The organism is Staphylococcus sp. 17KM0847, from assembly GCF_013463155.1.
GTDB lineage: Bacteria > Bacillota > Bacilli > Staphylococcales > Staphylococcaceae > Staphylococcus.
Genome location: NZ_CP040781.1, coordinates 1060428 through 1083640 on the forward strand (window position 1 = coordinate 1060428; position 23213 = coordinate 1083640).

The window sequence follows — 23213 nt, forward strand, 5'->3', positions numbered from 1 at the left end:
CGCGATTCTTATTCTTTTGTTATTAAGTGTAAATGCCAGTATGTTATAATATAAACCAAATATTACAAGTCATCATATGTAGGAGGTATGTTGTGTGACTAAAGAGATATTAGTCGTTGATGATGAACATCGTATTAGAAAATTATTAAGGTTATTTCTTGAAAGAGAAGGTTATGAAATTGTAGAAGCAAGTGACGGGCGTGAAGCACTGGATTTAGCAACAAAATATGACTATGCCTGTATCTTGCTCGACTTGATGTTGCCCGAGATGGATGGTATTGAAGTTGCCACGCGCTTGCGTGAAACAAAAGATACCCCCATTATTATGTTGACTGCTAAAGGTGAAGAGAATAACCGTGTTGAAGGGTTTGAATCTGGGGCCGATGATTATATCGTTAAACCTTTTTCACCACGTGAAGTTGTATTACGTCTCAAAGCGCTCTTAAGACGGACACAATCAGCAACAACAGAGCAAAACGAACCACATGCAAGAGATATGATTGAATTTGAACATCTCGTTATTGACAATGATGCACATAAAGTTCTTGCTGATGACACACCAGTCAATTTAACACCTAAAGAGTATGAACTGCTCATCTTTTTAGCAAAAACGCCTAATAAAGTTTTTGACCGAGAGCAATTACTCAAAGAAGTATGGCACTATGAATTTTATGGTGATTTACGTACCGTAGATACCCATGTAAAACGCTTGCGTGAAAAGTTAAATCGTGTTTCGACAGATGCTGCTTTAATGATTCAAACCGTATGGGGTGTCGGTTATAAATTTGAAGTATCACAAACAGATGAAACGTCTAAATAGCGTTGTAATAAAACTGTGGTTAACTATTATATTAATAGTGACGACAGTTTTAATTTTACTAAGTGCAGCACTCATTACATTTATTCAATATTATTTCACGCAAAAAACAGAGCAGTCTTTATATGAAAACGCAGAAAATATTAGTGCCATTATTGAAAAAAGTAAAAATCGACAACTTGCTATCGAACATAGTGAAATGTTACTAGAAGGCAATAAAGGTATTATTATTTTACCTGATAATGCGAAAGAAACATCAAAAAAAGATGAAATCAAATCACAAATTCAACATGTCATTAAGCAAGACAAACAGCTCAATAATGTTCAAACACATCACCAAAAGCAGCTCAAACATTTCACATTAGAGGACAACGGTAAAAAGCGGACGTATGTTTTGTTGGGTTATCCAACAAAAGATAATCATGGACAATCATCTGCGATATATATTTACGAAGATTTGAAAAGTATTGATGATACAAATAATGTAATTACAATCATTATTCTTATTACAGCTATTATTTTCTTAATCATCTCGACAATATTTGCTTTCTTCTTATCAACACGTATCACTCATCCATTGCGACAGTTGAAAACACAAGCACAAGAAGTTGCAAAAGGACACTATGATAAACACGTTCCTGTCCAAACAAAAGATGAGATTGGGGAGTTAGCAACAGCTTTTAATCAAATGAGCCACAATATTCAAAATCATATCGATGCTATTACAACATCTAAAAATATTCGAGATACTTTAATTAACTCAATGGCACAAGGCGTCTTAGGCATTAATCATCGCCGTCAAATTATTTTATCTAATTATTTGGCGCATAAGATGATGCTTGAAATGACACCAGAAGACAAAGCACAGTTTGATATGCAAATAGATGATACTTTTGCCAGTCGAAAAACAGAATATCGTGAATACGAGATGAATCAACATTTTTATGTTGTTGTCATGAGTTATATTGATCGTATTCAAACGAATAGAGAAAGTGGACTTGTTGTTGTAATTCGAGATATGACAAATGAACATCATATGGAACAAATGAAAAAAGATTTTATTGCGAGTGTATCGCATGAACTACGTACGCCTATCTCATTACTGCAAGGTTATACTGAATCTATTGTGGATGGTATTGTTACTGAGCCAGATGAAATACATGAATTTTTGCTTATAGTCCTTGATGAGACGAAACGATTGAGCCGATTAGTCAATGAATTATTAAATGTTGCAAAAATAGATGCTGAAGGTATTAATATTACAAAAGAAATACGCCCTATGTCGGAATTAGTCAATAAAATGTCGATAAAATACCGTCAGCAATCTTCAGAACTTAAACTCACACTTGACTTTCAACAAGATGGAGCGATAGCAAAAAATTGGTATTATGACTTTGATCGTATGGAGCAAGTTTTAACGAACCTTGTTGACAATGCCTCACGCTATACGCGTCCAAATGATCAGATTATGATTTATGCACATGAAACAGAGCAATATCAAATTTTAACTGTTGAAGATACTGGGGTAGGGATTGCACCCGAACATTTGGAGAAAGTTTTTGATCGCTTTTATAAAGCTGATGCTGCAAGGAAGCGTGGTAAACAAGGAACAGGACTGGGACTATTTATCACACGCATGATTGTAGAAGCACATGGGGGAACCATTCATGTCAATAGCACTGTGAATATCGGTACAACATTCACAATCGCATTGCCTAAAAAGAAATAACTGATTTACACTTAAAATATGGACGTAGAATAGAAAGCTTTTGGGTAAAAATGGGCTTTTTACTCTACGTCCATATTTCATATAATGCTAATGCATTAAATTTTAACACCTCAATTTTTCCTTTTCACCTTTAATTTTAACATTATCTGCTGGGCTTGTTATCTTGTATTCCACAAGGTTATTCGGTAAAATAATCGTAAATAAAAAATCAATGAATTCATCTTCGGGGTTAGGTGAAATTCCTTACCGGCAGTAAACTAAGCCTGCGACCCATAAATTTTATGGCTGATTCAGTGAGATTCTGAAGCCGACAGTTAAAGTCTGGATGGAAGAAGATGGAGGCTTATTTGTGTTGCATTTTAATAACCTCCTATTCGAAAAGATGAATATCAAGCAGGAGGTCTTCTATCGTGCAACAAACTAAACAAACGCGCCAATTAATTATTATTGGTGTGTTGAGTGCCATTTCGTTTATTTTAATGTTTATTAAATTCCCATTACCGTTTTTACCACCATATCTGACATTGGACTTTAGTGATGTACCTGCACTACTTGCTACGTTTACATTAGGTCCTATCGCAGGGGTACTTGTTGAGTTCATCAAAAACTTACTCAATTTCTTTTTCTATATGGCTGACCCTATTGGTCCTTTAGCTAACTTTTTAGCAGGAAGTAGCCTATTATTAACAGCGTATAGTATTTATCGTAAAAAACGAACAACACGCATGTTAATACTTGGTTTAGTAGCCGGGACACTCATCATGACACTTGTTTTAAGTATTATGAATTATTTTGTGCTACTCCCGCTGTATGGTTTGATTATGAACTTATCTGATGTTGCCCAAAATTTAAAAGTGATTGTCACAGCAGGAATTATTCCCTTTAATTTAATTAAAGGGTGCATTGTTTCAATATTATTCCTTATGTTATATAATCGTTTAAAAGATGTGCTCAAACTATAAAAGATAAAATAAGCAGACAAGAAGTGATGCATTACACATCACTTCTTGTCTGCTTATTTATATGAATTCCTACATTATTGACGTACAATATATGCATGAATTACATTATTCAAATTTTAATGCATCGCCATCAAAAGTCTCTTCTTCGACTTTAATGGAGTCAGTAGGGCAGCCTTCAAAAGCATCTTCTAAATCTTCATATAACTCTTCTGGTACAGGTGTTGTGCCTTGGTTATCGTCTAAAATAACGTATGCAATACCTTCATCATCATAGTCATAGATGTCTGGAGCTGCTGCACCACAAGCACCACATGCGATACAAGTATCCATATCGACAATCGTATACTTAGCCAATTTTTTCGCCTCCCTTTTCAAAGTGCCAAACTAGCATTATAATTTCATTGTAGTTTGGAAATCTTCTTTTTTCAATATATACGTTTTATAAATGAGGTTATCACCATGAAATCTATTATAACTTTTGCATATCAGCATGCAAATCCCCATAAAAGCAAAAAAAGCATCTTTAATATTATCACAGGGAAAAAGTCACATCAAACGTTTTTTGATGCAACGTCCTTAGAAATGCTGAGTTTATATGGATGTGCACCTACGCTTACTTATGACAACTTTGAATCAATTATTAAAAGTACGCATCCACACATCTCATTGCCACTTCAAAACCATGCACCCTACGCCATATTACAGCAAACGTTCACAGCATTACAATTACTCATACAAACATTGTCATATGCAAAACACGGGCATATGTCCTTTGTCCCTATTACCTCACAAATAGCAGTGCATCAAACTGTACGTCGTATATATCATCACTTTCATCTTAAAACACATATTCAAGATGTAGAAGATGAATTGTACCTGCTCTTTCAATGTTTAAACGCAAAACACGAGAACAGTACCGCGCATTATTATTTAACAGGTTATGATGAAGCGATGTATACAACAAAACAAGTCAGTCTTGTGACTCAACAAGATATGACCACTTTGACTCAAATACATTATACAGATATCGTGTATTTATATGATTTGCTTAGAGATAATACACAGTTTCCAATTTTGACATATTGTTTAATGCATGTACCACTGTCACACACGCTTATGCGTACATTTGTCTTATTAAACCAAGGACGATCTATTCACGATATTGCAGAACAGACTCATCGAACGGAAAATACGATTCATGATCATATTTTAGCATTATTTATACATAACTATATTCAAGACTATACACCATATCTAATGCATAATATGATTGATTTTATACAGTTTTATAATCAACACCCTTACCAGAAACTACGCTTTTACAAAGAAAACTTTGAACATTTAAGTTACTTTGAGATTAAACTTGCCATTATTGGTATTGCAAAGGGGGATTTACATGCTTAAACAAGCACTTCAACAGTACTTTGGATTTGATGACTTTCGCCCAGGTCAAGAAAGTATTATTCAACATGTGCTTGATGAACATAATGTATTAGGGATTTTGCCAACAGGAAGTGGCAAAAGTTTATGTTATCAATTACCAACATATATTAAGAGAAAACCCACATTAATCATATCTCCTTTAATATCATTGATGGATGATCAAGTGATGCAAATGAAGATGAAGGGTGAACATCGCGTTGTTTCTATTCATTCTGGTATGGAAACTTATGAGCGTCAACTTGCGTTTCAACGTATCCATACATCACGTTTTATTTTTGTAAGTCCTGAATTTATTTTACAATCTCATCATTTTGAACAGTTTCAAACGATTGATTTCGGTTTGATTGTATTGGATGAAGTACATTGCTTATCTGAATGGGGATTTGACTTTAGACCTCATTACGCATTAATTGGAGATATTATTCAGCATTACCAACAAGCTACTGTTCTCGCACTAACTGCTACCGCAACACCACATTTACAGCGTGATGTTGAATTTATTACTGGACGTTTATTTCATACTTTGCAGTCATCTATGGATCGCTCGAATATTATGCTATCCGTTAAACATATGAACAGTTATGATGAGAAAATAACATGGATTTTAGAACACATTTCAACCTCTGGACCCACGATTATTTATGTTTCTTCTAAAAAGATATGCTTAGAACTTGCTGAAGAAATTTATAAGGAAGGCTATCTTACAGGGATTTACCACAGTGATTTGAGCTATCAAGAACGCCATACCGTACAACAACAATTTTTAAATAATGATATTCGTATTATTGTTGCAACCAGTGCTTTTGGTATGGGTGTGAATAAATCTGATATTCGAACGGTCATTCATTTCCATATTCCACCTAGTCCGTCAAATTATTTACAAGAAATTGGTAGAGCGGGACGTGATGGTCAACAAAGTCAAGCTATTGCACTATATCAATATGATGACCAATTTTTAATGGAGATGTTAGGGGTAGGTAATATTATCCATGATGAAGATATTTCTCTTTATGAACAAGGAGAACTTATAGACTTCGAAAAAAAACATATATTAGATCTTTTAAATGTGCGTTATAGTACCCAACAGCTCAAACAAATTTTTCAGCATAATTTCCAACAAAAGCAACGTGCATATCAATATATGCTGAATTACGCTACGACAACAATATGTAGAAGATCGTATCTCTTACAGTTTTTTGATATGTCAAAAGAAACACATACACTTTGTTGTGATCTGTGTGATAACCTTACAATGATAGACATACCCAATAAGAAAAAAGTAAAAAGAGCGTTAACATTTGAAGAAAAGCTTAAAAGTTTATTTAATTAGACATCTGTTTGCTTTACAGTACAATTTTAAAAACGCTATAATTATGATAATTGCCTCGAATTATAAGATACACCGTTAACTTATTCAGCCTTTTAATCAATGATGTGTTTTATATGTTTTAAATGTCATAATAACAGCTATATAATTATGTAGAAAGGGTGAAAAGTGTGACAAATGATAATTTTAAAGATGAGTTTGAACGCAATCGTCAAGAAATCAAACCATCAAACAATGAAGAAATAACATCTCAACAAGAAACAAGCGGTGAGAAAAACATACAAAAAACTGAACATCAAAGTGATCAACATTTCCCACCACGTAATACTGCAAGACGACATCGCAAACGTGATTATAATCAAAAAGCTACAGATCATACAAATGTAAAAAAAGGGCAGGCAGATGAACAACCGAAACAAAAGACCGGTGTAGATAAAAAGGTAGGGGCAGCAGCTGGCGCAAGTGCTACGACACATGCGTCAACACAACAACAGACGAATGCATCACCAAACAAGAAAAAGAATTCGAAACAGAAGAAAAAAGCAGGGGCAGCTAAGGCGCAGTCAGATCAACCTAAGAAGGATACAAAGCATTCTAAAAAAGAAAAAGCTGCAGCCGCAACAGTGACTAGTGCAGGAGCAGCTGGCGCAAGTGCCGCTAATGCCAAAACAACTGACAGTACTTCCAGTCAATCCAACGCTACAAATACAGCCCATGACTCTGAAAGTACAACCCAAAACGAAACTCCGACAAATACTGTTTCCAACGGATCAGGCAGTGGAAGTTTCGTAAAGCGTATTATTCCTATCATTGTGGCTATTTTACTATTAGGATCCATCGCTGTATTTGGTGGCATGTATTTATTCAATCAAAATGCAAACAATAATCATTCTGACGCACAACTTACACAAAATAACAGCAAAGAAACTCAAAAAGAAGATGCTAAAAAAGAAAAGGCCGAGAAAGAAAAAGCTAAAAAAGAAGAAGCTGAAAAAGCGAAAGCCGAAAAAGAAAAAGCTGAGAAAGAGAAAGCTGAGAAAGAGAAAGCACAGGCTGAAAAAGAAAAAGCTGAGAGAGAGAAAGCTAAACAAGATGAAGAAGCTGCTCGTGCAACTGCTCAAAATAATCAAGAGGCCACTCAAAATCAACAAAATGCCACTCAGCAATACAATCAGCAAAATACACAACAGCAACAACAAGTACAAAGTGCAGGCGGTCAAGCACACACAGTTGGAGGTAGCGAAAACCTATATCGTATCGCTATTCAGTATTATGGTAGTGGTTCACCTGAGAATGTTGAAAAAATTAGACAAGCGAATGGTATTAGTGGCAATAACATCAGTAACGGACAGCAACTCATTATCCCATAATAATCGCATAAGAGAGCGTATCGTAATGAAGATTACGATACACTCTCTTTTTCTATCTCATGCTTTGATTATAAAGATGTCAAAACTTATTCATTTTGTTTAATGTAGAAAATTGCTATAATATTCGAGGATTAATTTAAGTTGCTATTAAAGAACGTATATACCATGCTAGTATGTGAATAAGGAGGCACACTGAATACTAAATTAGCATAATATGAGCTTGAGTTCATATTTTTAGTATTAGTACAAAGTATGAAAACAGTTGAAAGCATCATTATTGGTGGCGGTCCGTGCGGTTTAAGTGCAGCAATTGAACAACAAAAAAAGGGGATTGAAACATTAATTATCGAAAAAGGAAATGTGGTGGAAGCACTCTATCATTATCCAACACATCAAACTTTTTTCTCATCAAGTGACAAATTAAGTATTGGCGATGTTCCTTTTATCGTAGAAGAGTTAAAACCACGTCGCAATCAAGCTTTGGTCTATTATCGTGAAGTGGTTAAACATCATAACCTCAAAGTGAATACATTTGAAGAAGTATTAACAGTACGAAAAATAGAAGATCACTTTACAATTACAACGACTAAAGATGTCTATCAATGTCGTTTCTTGACCATTGCAACAGGCTATTATGGTCAACCTAATACGTTAGAAGTAGAAGGAGCCACACTTCCAAAAGTTATGCATTATTTTAAAGAGGCACACCCTTATTTCAATCAGAATGTCGTCGTTATTGGCGGAAAAAACTCTGCAGTTGATGCGGCCATAGAACTTGAAAAAGCAAATGCAAATGTGACTGTTATTTATCGTGGTTCTGAATATTCATCTTCTGTTAAACCTTGGATATTACCCAACTTTGATTCACTCGTACGCAGAGGAAATATTGATATGCATTTTGATAGTCATGTCACAGCAATCACTGAAGATACAGTAACTTTTGAGAAAAATGGTGTAAAACAAACAATTGCTAATGATTTTGTATTTGCAATGATCGGTTATCATCCAGATTATGACTTTTTATCAGCCGTTGGAATAGACATTAATACGAACGAATATGGTACAGCACCTGTTTATAACAGAGATACTTATGAAACAAATATCGAAAACTGTTATATTGCTGGCGTTATTGCTGCAGGTAATGACGCAAACACTATCTTTATTGAAAATGGCAAGTACCATGGTGTCGCGATTGCTCAAGACATATTAACGAAAAAACAAAGTCCACTAGAATCATAATGCGTTGTGAGCGCATTAACCTGTATTTCAGATGACTTATGATCAATTAAAAACTGATGAGACAACCTCTGAGTCTCATCAGTTTTTCTATCAACTTTAGTGCTACAATCCTCTAGTCATTAAAGTATTCTTGTATTTCACTATGACTCAATCCATTACTCAATGCTACGAGCAATTTGAGTCGTGCTTTTTGACCATTCAAGCCATTGGAAAAGATCACACCTTTATCTAGTAGTTGATGACCTCCACCATCGTAAGCATAGACAGCACTAACAATACCATTAAATGAACGCGATACTAATACAATGGGGATATGCGCTTGTAAACACTTGTCTAATCCATTAAGTGCTGAGGGTGGGAGATTGCCTTGACCCAATGCTTCGATTACAATTCCATCTACATGTTTATCTGCATAAAATGTTAAAATTTCACTCCCCATATTCATATATGCTTTAACTAAAGGAACTTCTAAAGTTGTATTAATTTCAGATAGAACGGGTTTTTTATAAGGTCTATGATGAAAATAAATACCTGACTTGGTCACAACACCTAATGGACCGTGGTTGGGGCTTTGAAAAGTATTGGTATTGGATGTGTGTGTTTTAGTGACGTTACGTGCTGTATGTATCTCATCATTAAAGACGACCATAACACCTTTACCATTTGAATAATCATCAATAGCTACTCGAATAGACGCAATAAAATTGTATAAACCATCTGAGCCTATTTCATTGGATGAACGCATGGCTCCCGTAATAACAACCGGCTTTGTGATATCAAGTGTTAAATCTAATAAATAGGCTGTCTCTTCAAGCGTATCTGTACCATGAGTAATAACAAAACCATCATACGCTTCAATGTGTCTCTCGATAAGCTGCTTAACTTCTTTAACATGTTCAATCGTAATATGTGGTGAAGGTACAGTAAATGGCATCACTTCAGTAATATCTGCATATGCTTGAATGAGATCTTGATGGTTGGCAATAGGATTATCTGTATTTGTTGTTACTTTATTGGAATCATCTTCAGACATACTAATGGTACCGCCTGTATGAATGACTAATAATTTTTTCAATGAAACTCCTCCTCGTAAATCGGTTACTCATTATGATAAAATATTACTATACAAACAACAACAAGGAAGGTTTAAAATGACTGCTATTAATATTGCTTTAGATGGACCTGCAGCAGCTGGAAAAAGTACAATCGCTAAACGTGTCGCTGCTGCACTAAGTATGATCTATGTTGATACAGGTGCAATGTATCGCGCTATTACTTACTATTACTTGAATCATCAAGATACTTTTACTGATTTTAAAAGTTTGATAGAACATATCAATTTACAGCTCACATATGATGAAACAAAAGGACAACGTGTGATTGTAAATGATGAAGATGTTACTGACTTTTTACGCAGCAATGAAGTTACGGATCATGTATCTTATGTTGCCTCACAAGGAGAGGTTCGAACATATCTCGTGGAAACACAACAACAACTTGCTAAAAACAAAGGCATTGTAATGGATGGACGTGACATTGGAACAACTGTATTACCAGACGCAGAAGTCAAAGTTTACATGGTCGCTTCTGTTGAAGAGCGTGCCGCACGTCGACTTAAAGACAACCAAGAGCGTGGTATTACATCGTCACTAGAACAATTGAAAGCAGATATTGCTGAACGAGATGCTTATGATATGAATCGAGAAATTTCACCACTTGTTAAAGCACAAGATGCCATCGAGATTGATACGACAGGCATGACAATTGAAAGCGTAACGCAAAAAATTATTGAACTTGCACACAAAGTACTGTCAAATTAATATGAAAGCGTTGAAACTTCTTGACAATTTAAGCGGTTTATAAGATGTTATTATTATGTAGTAATACAAGGAGGCATTTATGATGACTGAAGAATTCAATGAGTCAATGATTCAAGACATTAAAGAAGGCGACAAAATCACAGGTGAGGTACAACAAATCAACGACAAACATGTTGTTGTACATGTAAACGGGGGTAAATATAACGGTATTATCCCAATTAGCCAACTTTCGACACACCACATTGATGATGTTAACGAAGTTGTTAAAGTCGGAGATGAAGTTGGGGCATATGTTACAAAAGTAGAAATTGATGAAGAAAATGAAACAGGTAGCTATATTCTATCTAAACGTCAATTAGAAGAAGAAAAATCATATGAATTCCTACAAGAAAAACTTGATAACAATGAAACAATTGAAGCTAAAGTAACAGAAGTTGTTAAAGGTGGTCTTGTTGTAGACGTAGGACAACGTGGTTTTATTCCAGCATCATTGATTTCAACTGAATATATCGAAGACTTCTCAGACTATGAAGGTAAAGTTCTTGAATTAAAAGTGGAGGAACTTGATCCTGAAAACAACCGTGTCATCTTGAGCCGTAAAGCTGTAGAAGCAGAAGAAAATACGAAGAAAAAAGCTGCACTTCTTCAATCTATCCAAGCTGGTGACGTTATTGAAGGTAAAGTTGCACGCCTTACAAACTTTGGTGCTTTTATTGACCTTGGTGGTGTTGATGGTCTTGTTCATGTTTCTGAGTTATCTCATGAACACGTTAAAACACCAGATGAAGTCGTTTCAATTGGAGAGACTGTTAAGGTGAAAGTTCGTTCGGTAGAACCGGATGCAGAGCGTGTATCATTATCAATCAAAGACACACTACCAAGTCCTTTTGAAACAATCCAATCTCAATTCAATGAAGGCGATATTGTTGAAGGTAAAGTCGTACGTTTAGCAAGCTTCGGTGCATTTGTAGAAATCGGACCAGGACTACAAGGTCTTGTTCATATTTCTGAAATTAGCCACAAACATATCGGAACACCAAATGAAGCTGTAGAGCCAGGTCAAACAGTTAATGTTAAAATTTTAGGCATTAACCCTGATGAAGAACGTATTTCGTTATCAATTAAAGCAGCAACACCCGAAGAAGATGTAAATGAAGCATCCGAAGAAACAACTGAACAATATATGACTCAAGATGATGAAAACAATAACCCAACATTGGGCGATATGTTTGCTGATAAGTTTAAAGACCTTAACCTATAATATTTAATGTCTCAAACAGACTGGAAAGTTACAAGGTGTAGCTTTTCAGTCTATTCTTTTGTGATATTAAAAAAAGAAATATACATACATACTTAAATATGCTAAAGGTTTTGGGACTAAGAGATCGTAAAAATCATTCTAAATAAGTGAACACATATTTTCGAAGATCAAAGATAACTGGAAAAACTTTTTGTAAATTACGTTTTCTGTCCCGCAGCCTAGTCATCATTTTTATTCTTATTTTATCTCATGCTATAATAACACTGTTGAAGTATGAACCGTTGAGTGATGTAGCGTGACAATTATAAAATATATGTAGTCAATGACTTCAAAGAATGAATATAGAAGGAGAATCACTATGACAAAACCAGTAGTAGCGATTGTTGGTCGTCCAAATGTAGGAAAATCAACTATTTTCAATCGTATTGTTGGGGAACGTGTCTCTATTGTTGAAGATACACCCGGTATTACAAGAGATAGAATCTATGCAAGTGGAGATTGGTTAACACACGATTTCAATATTATTGATACAGGTGGCATAGAAATTGGAGATGCACCTTTCCAAACACAAATTCGTGCGCAAGCCGAAGTGGCGATTGATGAAGCAGATGTTATTATCTTTATGACAAATGTACGTGAAGGTGTGACACAGAGTGATGAAATGGTCGCACAAATGCTATACAAATCCAAAAAACCTGTTGTTCTTGCAGTTAATAAAGTAGATAATCCAGAAATGCGCAATGATATTTATGATTTCTATACATTGGGCTTTGGTGAGCCTTATCCACTATCAGGTTCACATGGGTTAGGACTTGGTGATTTATTAGATGCAGTTGCAACACATTTTAAACCAATAGAGGAAGATCCTTATGATGACGAAACGATTAAATTATCATTAATTGGACGTCCAAATGTAGGAAAATCTAGTTTGGTTAACGCGATTTTAGGTGAAGAACGTGTAATCGTCTCTAATGTTGCTGGCACAACACGTGATGCAATCGATACAGAATATAGTTATGAAGGACAAGACTATGTATTAATTGATACAGCAGGTATGCGAAAAAAAGGAAAAGTGTACGAATCTACCGAAAAATATTCTGTACTTCGTGCATTAAAAGCGATTGAGCGTTCCAATGTTGTTCTTGTTGTGCTAGATGCAGAACAGGGTATTATTGAACAAGATAAGCGCGTTGCCGGCTATGCACATGAGGAAGGTAAAGCCATTGTAATCGTAGTTAATAAGTGGGATACATTAGAAAAAGACAGTAAAACAATGAAGAAATTTATAGACGATGTAAGACAAAACTTCCAATTTCTTGATTATGCACAAATTGCATTCGTATCAGCTAAAGAAGGGACACGTCTTCGTACATTATTCCCATTAATTAATGAAGCGAGTGAAAATCATAAAAAACGTGTTCAAAGTTCAACGCTGAATGAAGTGATTACCGATGCGATTTCAATGAATCCTACTCCAACAGATAAAGGACGTCGTTTAAACATTTTTTATACAACACAAGTGGCTATCGAACCACCGACTTTTGTTGTCTTTGTTAATGATGTAGAGCTGATGCACTTTTCATACAAGCGCTATTTAGAAAACCAAATTAGAAATGCATTTGGTTTTGAAGGTACGCCTGTCCATATTATCGCACGTAAACGAAACTAAAAGAGGAGGCACTTCCATGACTAATATTACTGTATTCGGCACGGGAAGTTTTGGTACAGCACTAGCAAATGTACTCGCTGACAACGGACACCACACTTTGATGTGGGGGAAAACAGAAGCAACTGTTTCAGAAATCAATACACAACATACGAATCATAATTACTTAAAAAATGTAACAATTCATACAGCCATTCAAGCAACAACCGATTTACAAGAAGCCATTGCACACGCAGATATTTATCTCATCGCCTTGCCAACTAAAGCCATTCGTTCTGTCTTAACAGAAATCAACTCATATTTAACATCCAAAAAGATGTTCATTCACGTGGCAAAAGGTATCGAAAACGAAACATTTAAACGTGTTTCAGAGATGATTGAAGATTCCATTGCTCCAGTATATAATGCTGGCGTTGGCGTTCTTTCAGGACCGAGTCATGCGGAAGAAGTTGTCATTAAACAACCGACTACTGTATCTGCTGCCTCCCATAATCCAGAACTTTGTCAAATGATTCAAGACTTGTTTATGACTGATTATTTACGTGTTTATACAAATGATGATTTAATAGGGGTGGAGTTAGGTGGTGCGCTCAAAAATATTATTGCTATTGCCAGTGGCGTCTTAGTTGGACTTGGGTACGGTGATAATGCCAAAGCTGCACTGATTACACGTGGTCTTGCAGAAATCACACGTCTTGGTGTCAAACTGGGTGCAGACCCGTTAACTTTCCAAGGTTTAGGTGGTATTGGTGACTTAATTGTGACATGCACCTCTGTACATTCCCGTAACTTTTCATTAGGCTATCAATTAGGTAAAGGACATACACTTGAAGACATATTGAATGATATGAATATGGTTGCTGAAGGTGTTTATACGACACAATCTGTCTATCATCTCTCACAAAAAATAGGTGTAGAAATGCCTATTACATCAGCACTGTATCGCGTATTATTTGAAGCACAACCTGTTGAAGAAGAGCTGAAAATTTTAATGGGACGTACAAAAAAAGCAGAATAAATCTTCAATTTTTGACAAATTTAAGGTATTTCACTCGGAAATATCACTAAATGCGATTAAATCAACGTTTTTCGCATATAAATCATTGCAGTTTTCCCTATTCTTGTGTTAAAGTCATACCATAGTGATAAATGAATTATCATTACATACAACCTTTAAGGAGGTGTCTTGGACATGAACAAAACAGACTTAATCAACGCGGTTGCTGAACAAGCTAACTTAACTAAAAAAGATGCGAGTCATGCAGTTGATGCCGTTTTCGAATCAATTCAAAACTCACTAGCTAAAGGTGAAAAAGTACAATTAATCGGTTTCGGTAACTTCGAGGTACGTGAACGTGCTGCACGTAAAGGTCGTAACCCTCAAACAGGTAAAGAGATCGATATTCCTGCAAGCAAAGTTCCAGCTTTCAAAGCAGGTAAAGCACTTAAAGATGCTGTTAAATAATTCGTTTATTTACCAAAAGCCCTTATATAATAGGGGCTTTTTTGTTTTATTTAAAAATATAAACCTAACTAAAGCATCTGTTCTTAAAATCATTTAAACCTCCCATACATATAGTAACTAAGTCCGTAGTATAATAGGGCGATGGAACATTCATTTTGTCGATAAAGTCTACTTTTCATTAATTGTATTTCTTATACATTTATATACGTTTCAAGTAATTCACATTTAATTTTTTTAGGGATAATGTTAAGATAGAGAGTGACTAAAATGAGAGGTGGCAACAATGGAACATACATATCAAATACTGGAGCAACAAATCAATCAACGGCTCTCACAGTTACATAAACCGAGCAATATACATATCAGTACAAAACTATCTCAAACACTTGATCAACTCAATATTCCACTGCTTGCCAAACTTGCGTGCCTCTCAATCGATACTTCCATGAAACATCTTGATCGTGTAAGTTATGATGGTTACGAGCGTGATGCTATTTTAATTGGTGATTTGTTGAGCGCACATTATTATACATTATTGTCAGAGTTAAAAGCGCCTCACTTCCAATTAAAGATGAGTGAAGCCATTGTGCGTATCAATGAATTGAAATCTCAAATTCAACATCAATATAAGGTCATGAAGCAGCCCGAATTAGTCGACGCTATTTACCATATTGAAACTTTACTCCTTCAACAAATACTTGATGTTTATATACCAAATGAAGATCCCCAACAATACTTGCATTCGTTTATTCTAAAATTAGACTGCTCTGATTTGCGTTATCTTGGGCATCTTAAATCCGATGATTTAAAACACCTGCTTCAACTTCTAAAAAATATAAAGTATAATGAGGTTTAAAATAATGACAAACAATAAAGCTGATAAAGCACAAGTACACGAAGTATTTCAAAATATTTCAAATAAATATGATCGTTTAAATAATATTATTAGTTTTGAACAACATAAAAGTTGGCGAAAAAAAGTGATGAAGGAGATGGCTGTTAAACAAGGCTCCGTAGCTTTAGATGTATGTTGTGGAACAGCTGATTGGACAATAGCATTAAGCCAAGCTGTTGGCCCTCAAGGTGAAGTGACAGGTCTCGATTTTAGTGAGAATATGCTAAAAGTGGGGGAAGAAAAAACTTCAACGATGGAAAATATTCGCCTCGTGCAAGGAGACGCTATGGATTTACCATTTGAAGACAACGCCTTTGATTATGTTACAATCGGTTTCGGACTGCGCAACATTCCAGATTACACGATTGCACTACAAGAAATGTATCGTGTTTTAAAACCTGGAGGAATGGTCGTTTGTCTTGAAACAAGTCAACCTACTTTACCCATTTTCAAACAAGGCTATCAACTTTATTTTAAATTTATCATGCCATTATTTGGTAAATTGTTTGCAAAGTCAAAACAAGAATATGAATGGTTACAACAATCTGCATTTAACTTTCCAGATCGTAAAACATTAAAAAAATTATTTGAAAGTGTAAATTTTGAAGGTGTTAAAGTTCGCAGCTTTACAGGTGGTGTTGCAGCAATGCATCTCGCTTATAAACCGAATACGAAATAATTAAAAGGTGATTGGCATGTCGAAAATAAATGGAAACCAAGAAATCAAAACAATTGAAAAAAGACTTCAGACATTAATTCAAAGTCAAGATTCAACACTGGAGTCTGCGGCACGTCATCTTTTATCTTCAGGCGGAAAACGTGTACGTCCGCTCTTTGTTATTTTAAGTAGTCATGTAGGCCCTGACAAAGCAAACGAGTCTGCTTATCGTGTGGCAACAGCACTGGAGCTTATTCATATGGCTACTTTAGTTCACGATGATGTTATCGATTACAGTGACAAACGTCGTGGAAGCTGGACAATCGAAAAAAAGTGGGATAAACCCACAGCGATTTTAACTGGTAATTTTTTACTTGCTCGTGCGTTAGAACATTTGTCTTTTATTGAAGATGCACGTATACATGAAACATTATCATATGCGATTACGGAGGTGTGTCGTGGCGAACTCTTCCAATTCCAAGATCAATTTAGATCAAATCAATCTCTAACCAATTATTTAAGACGTATTAACCGAAAAACAGCACTTCTTATTCAATTATCTACTGAAGTAGGTGCAATGACTTCTGGTGCGGACGATAAAACAGTACGCATGATGAAACAAATTGGTCATTATATTGGTATGAGTTTTCAAATTATTGATGATATTTTAGATTTCACAAGTTCAGAAGAGAAGCTCGGTAAACCCGTAGGAAGCGATTTAAGAAATGGTCATATGACACTACCTGTTCTATTAGAAATGCGTCAAAATAAAGATTTCAAAGAAAAGGTTTCATGCCTAAGCAGTGATGCACCAACTGATCTATTCATAGAATGTATTCAACAAGTAAGAAATTCTGGTGCTATCGAACAATCCAAAATGATTAGTGCACAATACCTTAATAAAGCGTTGAAGCAAGTCGCACTTTTACCCAACGAAGATTTAAAACCTCTATTTCGAAAATTAATTAAACGGCTACAACATCGTATGCGTTAATTTTTATAATTGAAAGCGCTTTACATAAGTGATACTATAAATGTGTATGTTATAAAACAGGGGGAAAACACTTATGGAAAGAACTTTTATTATGATTAAACCTGATGCCGTTCAACGAAAGTTAATCGGGGAGATTGTACAACGTATCGAACGTAAAGGACTTAAACTTGTTGGCGCAAAGTTGATGACCGTACCACAGTCATTAGCAGAAACACACTATGCCGAACATAAAGAAAGACCTTTTTACAATAGCCTTATTTCTTTTATTACATCAGCTCCTGTCTTTGCTATGGTTGTAGAAGGAGATGATGCGGTAAATATATCACGTCATATCATTGGTGCAACCAATCCATCAGAGGCAACACCCGGATCTATTCGAGGCGACTTAGGCTTAACAGTAGGTCGCAATGTTGTTCACGGTTCAGACTCTGTTGAATCCGCACAACGTGAAATTGCTTTATGGTTTAATGAAGATGAATTAAGCACATATACAGCACCAGATGAAGTATGGATTTACGAATAATTTTTAGTAAAAGCAGCATAGTCGCTGCTTTTTTATTTGCTATATATTTCATTATTTAAAAGCTTTTAATTTTTTAAATCACACTTTATCGATTAAAAGCAATAAACTTTTTTGGAGTTTTCTGTTAATTAAACTTTGATTTTATGCTATGATGTATGTCATATCTATTTACGCATAACATATGATTCGTATGTTATGCTAACAAGACAATGATTCTATATTTATAATAAAAGGAAGTGCATAACCCATGAGATTTTTAACAGCAGGCGAATCACACGGTCCTCAGCTAACCGTTATTATTGAAGGTCTACCCGCTAATATGAAAGTAGATATTGATAAATTAAATGAAGAGATGTACAAACGTCAGGGAGGATATGGACGTGGGCGACGTATGCAAATTGAAAAAGATAATGTCCAAATTGTTTCCGGCGTTCGACACGGTTATACCTTAGGCAGTCCGATTACTATCGTGATTCAAAACGATGACTTTAAACATTGGCGTCATATTATGGGAGCTGCACCAATTACAGAAGATGAACAAACTGAGATGAAACGCGTTATTACCAAACCTAGACCGGGACATGCAGATCTTATAGGTGGGATGAAATATCAACATCGCGACTTGCGCAATGTTTTGGAACGTTCTTCTGCACGTGAAACTGCTGCCCGTGTTGCAGTCGGTGCATTATGTAAGCAACTTCTTTCACAGTTAGATATTGACATATACAGTCGTGTTGTAGAGATTGGAGGGATTAAAGACGACACCCTTTATGATATAGATACAATAATCTCACATACCGATCAAAACGATGTGCGTGTCATTAATGAAGAAATCGCACAACAAATCCGCAACAAAATTGATCAAGCTAAAAAAGACGGTGATTCATTAGGTGGTGTCGTTCAAGTTATCGTCAATCATATGCCTATTGGAATTGGAAGTTATGTTCACTATGATCGTAAATTAGATGGGCGTATCGCACAAAGTGTAGTAGGTATTAATGCATTCAAAGGCGTTTCTTTTGGTGACGGCTTTACAGTAGCCGAAAAACCCGGAAGCGAAGTCCAAGACCCTATCCATTATGATACGTCCCGCGGTTACTATCGTAGCTCCAATCACCTCGGTGGTTTAGAAGGTGGCATGACGAACGGAATGCCTCTTATTATTAATGGCGTCATGAAACCTATTCCAACATTATATAAACCACTCAATTCAATCGATATCAATACAAAAGCACCATTTAAAGCTACAATTGAGCGTTCAGACAGCTGTGCAGTACCTGCTGCAAGTATTGTATGTGAACATGCCGTAGCTTTTGAAGTCACTCGTGCGCTTTTAGAGGAATTTGAATCCAATGAGATGTCTCGTTTGACTCAGCAAGTAACAGAGCGACGTATGCTTAACACTAACTTTTAAAAGGTGATATGCGATGAAATTGATGACAACTTACGAGAACAATAACTATCCTATTATCGTGACACAACATGCAATGAACAATCATCTCCAACCGTTGATTGAAGGCTATCAAGATGTCTTTCTCTTTGTTGACGCACAGGTCAATACACACTGGTCCCATAAGCTCAATAGCATTCAACAACAAAAAATAACACAAACGTTCATCCTGCCTGCTGGAGAGCAAGTAAAAACATTGACTTATTATGAAAAGTACCTTAATGCATTATTGGCGTTGAAACCAACAAGAAACACTTGTCTTATTGCTATTGGTGGGGGCGCTGTTGGAGATTTCGTCGGTTTTTTAGCTGCAACATTATTGAGAGGCGTAGATTTTATTCAAGTCCCTACAACAATCTTAGCCCATGATTCTAGTATTGGTGGAAAGGTTGGTATCAATGCGCAATATGGTAAGAATTTAATTGGCGCTTTTCATCGCCCCTCAGCAGTTATTTATGATTTGGATTTTTTATCAACATTACCTACTCAAGAAATTTTAAGTGGCTATGGAGAGGTTTATAAACACGCACTACTCGAAGATGATACAGCAGTTGAAACACTAGAACAAACATATCCCGATTTAGCTGCACTTCTGACACTACATAATATTGAACATTACATTAGCAAAGGGATTCAAGTAAAGTTAAACATTGTGGTCAAAGACGAAAAAGAGCGTGGACAACGTCAGTGGTTAAACTTAGGTCACACATTAGGTCATGCTGTGGAATATCATTCCAAAATTGCACACGGTCATGCTGTGATGATTGGTATTTTGTTTCAAATGATCGTGGCCAACCAATTGTTGAACACACATCACGATATTCGCCATTATTATAATTATCTATTGGCAGTGGGCTATCCTCTCGACGTTATAGATACATTAACATTCAAGCCATTACTACAACTGATGCAACAAGATAAAAAGAACGACCAGTCCGGTATTCGCATGGTTTTATTAGAAAAATTAGGACATCCTGTCGTAAAAACGGTATCACCAATGCTGCTCGAGCAAGCATTTGAAGTACTACAATCTTTGAGAAGGAGTTGAACCTCGATGACAACTATTGATATTCACGGACCATTGAGTGGAGAAATAACCGTACCCGGAGATAAATCAATGACACATCGTGCAATCATTTTAGCATCATTAGCACGTGGACGCTCGATGATTCACCAACCACTTTTAGGAGAAGACTGTTTACGCACTATTGAAATTTTCCGTTTGCTCGGTGTAACAATTGATATTCATGAACATCACATTGTCGTCCATTCTCCGGGATATCAACACTTTGATACACCACATCAAACACTTTATACAGGAAATTCTGGTACTACAACTCGTTTATTAGCAGGTGTTCTGGGCGGTATGGGTATTGAAAGCGTCCTATCTGGAGACGTTTCTATTGGCAAACGCCCAATGGCACGTATTCTTAAACCTTTACGACAAATGAATATTCAAATCTCTGGTGTAGACGAGCAATATACACCTCTTATTATTAAACCAAGTCGTGTCCAAAGTATTCATTACAAAATGCCAGTAGCAAGCGCACAAGTAAAAAGTGCGATTTTGTTTGCAAGCCTATTCACATCTGGTACCACTACAATCGAAGAGATCGATGTCTCTCGTAATCATACAGAGACGATGTTTGCACACTATGGTATTCCTATTGAGCATGATGCATTGAAAATCACTTTACCTGCTAACGGGATTCATCATATTCATCCTTCTGACTTTGATGTTCCCGGAGATATATCGTCTGCTGCATTTTTTATTGTGGCTGGATTAATTATTCCTGGTAGTGATATCACGATACATAATGTTGGTATTAATCCCACACGAGATGGCATTCTTGAAGTTGTTCAAAATATGGGAGGAAATCTATCATGTTTTAATGTAACAGAGGGGACAGAACCAACAGCATCCATTCGCGTTCGCTACTCACCTCATTTAAGAGGGACTGAAATCAGTGGCAATCTCATCCCAAGGTGTATTGATGAACTACCTATTATTGCATTACTCTGTACACAAGCTCAAGGTTCAAGTATTATTAAAGATGCTCAAGAATTAAAGGTTAAAGAGACAAATAGAATTGATACAACAGCTCATGAATTATCAAAACTCGGATTGTCACTTCAACCCACTGATGACGGTCTAATCATTGAACCTTCACAAGTGATATCACAAGCGGTGTTAGATAGTCATACAGATCATCGTATAGGAATGATGCTTGCTATTGCATCAGTTCTCGCATCTAAAAAATACGAAATTAAGCAATTTGATAGCGTCAATGTCTCGTTTCCTGGCTTTTTAGCTATGTTAAAACAATTAGAAAATGAGGGATAACATGCAAGATATCTATAAGCTTATAGATGATATTAATAGTCAAAAGTTAGAAGGATTGAACAGTCGTGTAGATACTGCACTCCAATCAGATAACGATGAAGCTTTATTTTTGCTAGGTGAAACACTTTACCGTTTTGGTCTTATGCCTCAAGGATTAGAGGTTTTCCGTGTGCTTTATATGAAGTATCCAGATGAAGTAGACATCCTTGTATATTTTATTGAAGGGCTTATATCAGAAAATCATACTGATGAAGCATTAGAATATTTGAATGACATCGAACTGACACCTGAGCGTTTGATGCTTGAAGCTGATTTATATCAACAAATTAACATGGTGGATGTAGCGATTGATAAAGTTCAACAAGCCATTGATATGGAACCTTCCGATCCCGTATTGCATTTTGGACTTGCAGAATTACTATACTTTGATGGTCAATACTTACGTGCTTCTCGTGCCTATGATACTGTCCTCGAATCTGGAGAACATATCATTAATGGGGTGAACCTCTTTTCACGTATAGCAGACAGTAGTTTACAAAGCGGTAACTATACAGATGCTTTACAATGGTATGATGAAATTCACGAGCAAGAAATGACGTCAGAAGATTTCTTTAAAAAAGCGATTGCTTACGATAAAAATGACTTAACACACGAAGCAATCAAAATGGTCAAATCCTTACTACAAAAAGATCCCGATTACTTACAAGGTTATTTTTATTTGCAACAGCTCTATGAAAATGAGAAAGCCTATGAAGAAGCTATTGATATAGGATTAGAAGGATTGCGTCTCAATCAATTTTACAAAGAGCTTATGTACACAACAGGCGCATTGCAGCTAGAACATGGCGTACAAGAAGAAGGGGTTACTTTACTCAAACAAGCATTAGAAACTGATCCGTCATATCAAGAACCTCTCATGTTACTTGCAGATTACTATCGCAATGAAAACGACAACCATGGGATTATTTCACTTGTTCAATATGTTGAAGAAGATGATATGGATCCTCAGTTTATGTGGCAACTCGCTTATGCAATGGGTGATGAAGAACGCGATAAAGAAGCACAACATTTTTATCAACTTGCTTATGCAACCTTACACGATAATATTGACTTTTTAAGTGACTATTATCACTACCTTACTGAAATAGGTGAGACAACCATTCGCATTGATGTTTTAAATCATTTAATCGCACTGGATTCCAGCAATCCACAATGGCATGAAGAACGCGAGCGACTGGTCTAAGGTATAG

General features: G+C 35.9%; 22 protein-coding genes and 1 riboswitch. Of the genes, 20 read left to right on the plus strand and 2 right to left on the minus strand.

Features of this window, described 5'->3' with window-relative positions; translation table 11 throughout:
* The first annotated feature begins 94 nt into the window (after positions 1–94).
* From FGL66_RS05070 to FGL66_RS05080, 3 genes are all read left to right on the plus strand, one after another.
* Entirely contained in the window at positions 95–820 is a 726-nt protein-coding gene (locus FGL66_RS05070; RefSeq protein WP_180808751.1) for a response regulator, read from the plus strand.
* Complete coding sequence (locus tag FGL66_RS05075) at positions 804–2546, plus strand: sensor histidine kinase (RefSeq protein WP_180810480.1); 1743 nt, start codon at positions 804–806, stop codon at positions 2544–2546. Before FGL66_RS05070 ends, FGL66_RS05075 begins: the two co-directional genes overlap by 17 nt.
* 215 nt (positions 2547–2761) lie before the next feature.
* A riboswitch (FMN riboswitch) is annotated at positions 2762–2887 on the plus strand.
* A gap of 69 nt (positions 2888–2956) precedes the next feature.
* A complete protein-coding gene (locus FGL66_RS05080) occupies positions 2957–3508 on the plus strand; it encodes an ECF transporter S component (RefSeq protein ID WP_180808752.1) in 552 nt (183 codons plus the stop codon).
* Between the two features lie 105 nt (positions 3509–3613).
* On the opposite strand, the gene FGL66_RS05085 is transcribed toward FGL66_RS05080, so the two are convergent.
* A complete protein-coding gene (locus FGL66_RS05085; protein WP_044358884.1) occupies positions 3614–3862 on the minus strand; it encodes a ferredoxin in 249 nt (82 codons plus the stop codon).
* A gap of 105 nt (positions 3863–3967) precedes the next feature.
* Here FGL66_RS05085 and FGL66_RS05090 point away from each other — a divergent pair, with 105 nt between their 5' ends.
* From FGL66_RS05090 to ypdA, 4 genes are all read left to right on the plus strand, one after another.
* The gene (locus FGL66_RS05090) at positions 3968–4912 is read left to right on the plus strand and encodes a helix-turn-helix domain-containing protein (RefSeq protein ID WP_180808753.1); all 945 of its coding nucleotides are present in this window, start codon (positions 3968–3970) and stop codon (positions 4910–4912) included.
* On the plus strand, positions 4905–6281 hold the full coding sequence (locus FGL66_RS05095; protein ID WP_180808754.1) for a RecQ family ATP-dependent DNA helicase: 1377 nt from the start codon (positions 4905–4907) through the stop codon (positions 6279–6281). Before FGL66_RS05090 ends, FGL66_RS05095 begins: the two co-directional genes overlap by 8 nt.
* Before the next feature lie 167 nt (positions 6282–6448).
* Positions 6449–7648 carry a LysM peptidoglycan-binding domain-containing protein gene (locus FGL66_RS05100; RefSeq protein WP_180808755.1) on the plus strand — a complete coding sequence of 400 codons (1200 nt, stop codon included), beginning with the start codon at positions 6449–6451 and terminating at the stop codon, positions 7646–7648.
* Positions 7649–7900: 252 nt separating this feature from the next.
* The gene (gene ypdA, locus FGL66_RS05105; RefSeq protein WP_180808757.1) at positions 7901–8887 is read left to right on the plus strand and encodes a bacillithiol disulfide reductase YpdA; all 987 of its coding nucleotides are present in this window, start codon (positions 7901–7903) and stop codon (positions 8885–8887) included.
* A gap of 112 nt (positions 8888–8999) precedes the next feature.
* Here ypdA and FGL66_RS05110 read toward each other — a convergent pair whose 3' ends face one another.
* Positions 9000–9962, minus strand: a complete 963-nt coding sequence (locus tag FGL66_RS05110) for an asparaginase (RefSeq protein ID WP_180808758.1) — start codon at positions 9960–9962, stop codon at positions 9000–9002.
* A 76-nt stretch (positions 9963–10038) separates the two neighbouring features.
* Between FGL66_RS05110 and cmk the strand changes: the two genes are divergently transcribed.
* From cmk to FGL66_RS05175, 13 genes are all read left to right on the plus strand, one after another.
* Positions 10039–10707, plus strand: a complete 669-nt coding sequence (gene cmk / locus FGL66_RS05115) for a (d)CMP kinase (RefSeq protein ID WP_180808760.1) — start codon at positions 10039–10041, stop codon at positions 10705–10707.
* An 82-nt stretch (positions 10708–10789) separates the two neighbouring features.
* Entirely contained in the window at positions 10790–11968 is a 1179-nt protein-coding gene (gene rpsA, locus FGL66_RS05120) for a 30S ribosomal protein S1 (RefSeq protein ID WP_180808761.1), read from the plus strand.
* Positions 11969–12326: 358 nt separating this feature from the next.
* Positions 12327–13637, plus strand: a complete 1311-nt coding sequence (gene der / locus FGL66_RS05125; RefSeq protein ID WP_180808763.1) for a ribosome biogenesis GTPase Der — start codon at positions 12327–12329, stop codon at positions 13635–13637.
* Positions 13638–13653: 16 nt separating this feature from the next.
* A complete protein-coding gene (locus FGL66_RS05130) occupies positions 13654–14652 on the plus strand; it encodes an NAD(P)H-dependent glycerol-3-phosphate dehydrogenase (protein WP_180808764.1) in 999 nt (332 codons plus the stop codon).
* 174 nt (positions 14653–14826) lie between these two features.
* Complete coding sequence (gene hbs, locus FGL66_RS05135; protein WP_180808766.1) at positions 14827–15099, plus strand: non-specific DNA-binding protein Hbs; 273 nt, start codon at positions 14827–14829, stop codon at positions 15097–15099.
* 283 nt (positions 15100–15382) lie between these two features.
* On the plus strand, positions 15383–15955 hold the full coding sequence (locus tag FGL66_RS05140; protein WP_180808767.1) for a heptaprenyl diphosphate synthase component 1: 573 nt from the start codon (positions 15383–15385) through the stop codon (positions 15953–15955).
* A 4-nt stretch (positions 15956–15959) separates the two neighbouring features.
* Positions 15960–16673, plus strand: coding sequence for a demethylmenaquinone methyltransferase (locus FGL66_RS05145; RefSeq protein ID WP_180808768.1), 714 nt, complete (start codon positions 15960–15962; stop codon positions 16671–16673).
* A 16-nt stretch (positions 16674–16689) separates the two neighbouring features.
* Positions 16690–17646: a polyprenyl synthetase family protein gene (locus tag FGL66_RS05150; RefSeq protein ID WP_180808770.1), complete on the plus strand. Its 957-nt coding sequence runs from the start codon at positions 16690–16692 to the stop codon at positions 17644–17646.
* A 73-nt stretch (positions 17647–17719) separates the two neighbouring features.
* Entirely contained in the window at positions 17720–18169 is a 450-nt protein-coding gene (ndk, locus tag FGL66_RS05155) for a nucleoside-diphosphate kinase (protein ID WP_180808771.1), read from the plus strand.
* 247 nt (positions 18170–18416) lie between these two features.
* Positions 18417–19583 carry a chorismate synthase gene (gene aroC / locus FGL66_RS05160; protein WP_180808772.1) on the plus strand — a complete coding sequence of 389 codons (1167 nt, stop codon included), beginning with the start codon at positions 18417–18419 and terminating at the stop codon, positions 19581–19583.
* Between the two features lie 13 nt (positions 19584–19596).
* Positions 19597–20667: a 3-dehydroquinate synthase gene (aroB, locus tag FGL66_RS05165; RefSeq protein ID WP_180808773.1), complete on the plus strand. Its 1071-nt coding sequence runs from the start codon at positions 19597–19599 to the stop codon at positions 20665–20667.
* 6 nt (positions 20668–20673) lie between these two features.
* Positions 20674–21963, plus strand: coding sequence for a 3-phosphoshikimate 1-carboxyvinyltransferase (gene aroA / locus FGL66_RS05170; protein ID WP_180808775.1), 1290 nt, complete (start codon positions 20674–20676; stop codon positions 21961–21963).
* 1 nt (position 21964) lies between these two features.
* On the plus strand, positions 21965–23206 hold the full coding sequence (locus FGL66_RS05175) for a tetratricopeptide repeat protein (RefSeq protein WP_180808777.1): 1242 nt from the start codon (positions 21965–21967) through the stop codon (positions 23204–23206).
* The last annotated feature ends 7 nt before the right edge of the window (positions 23207–23213 follow it).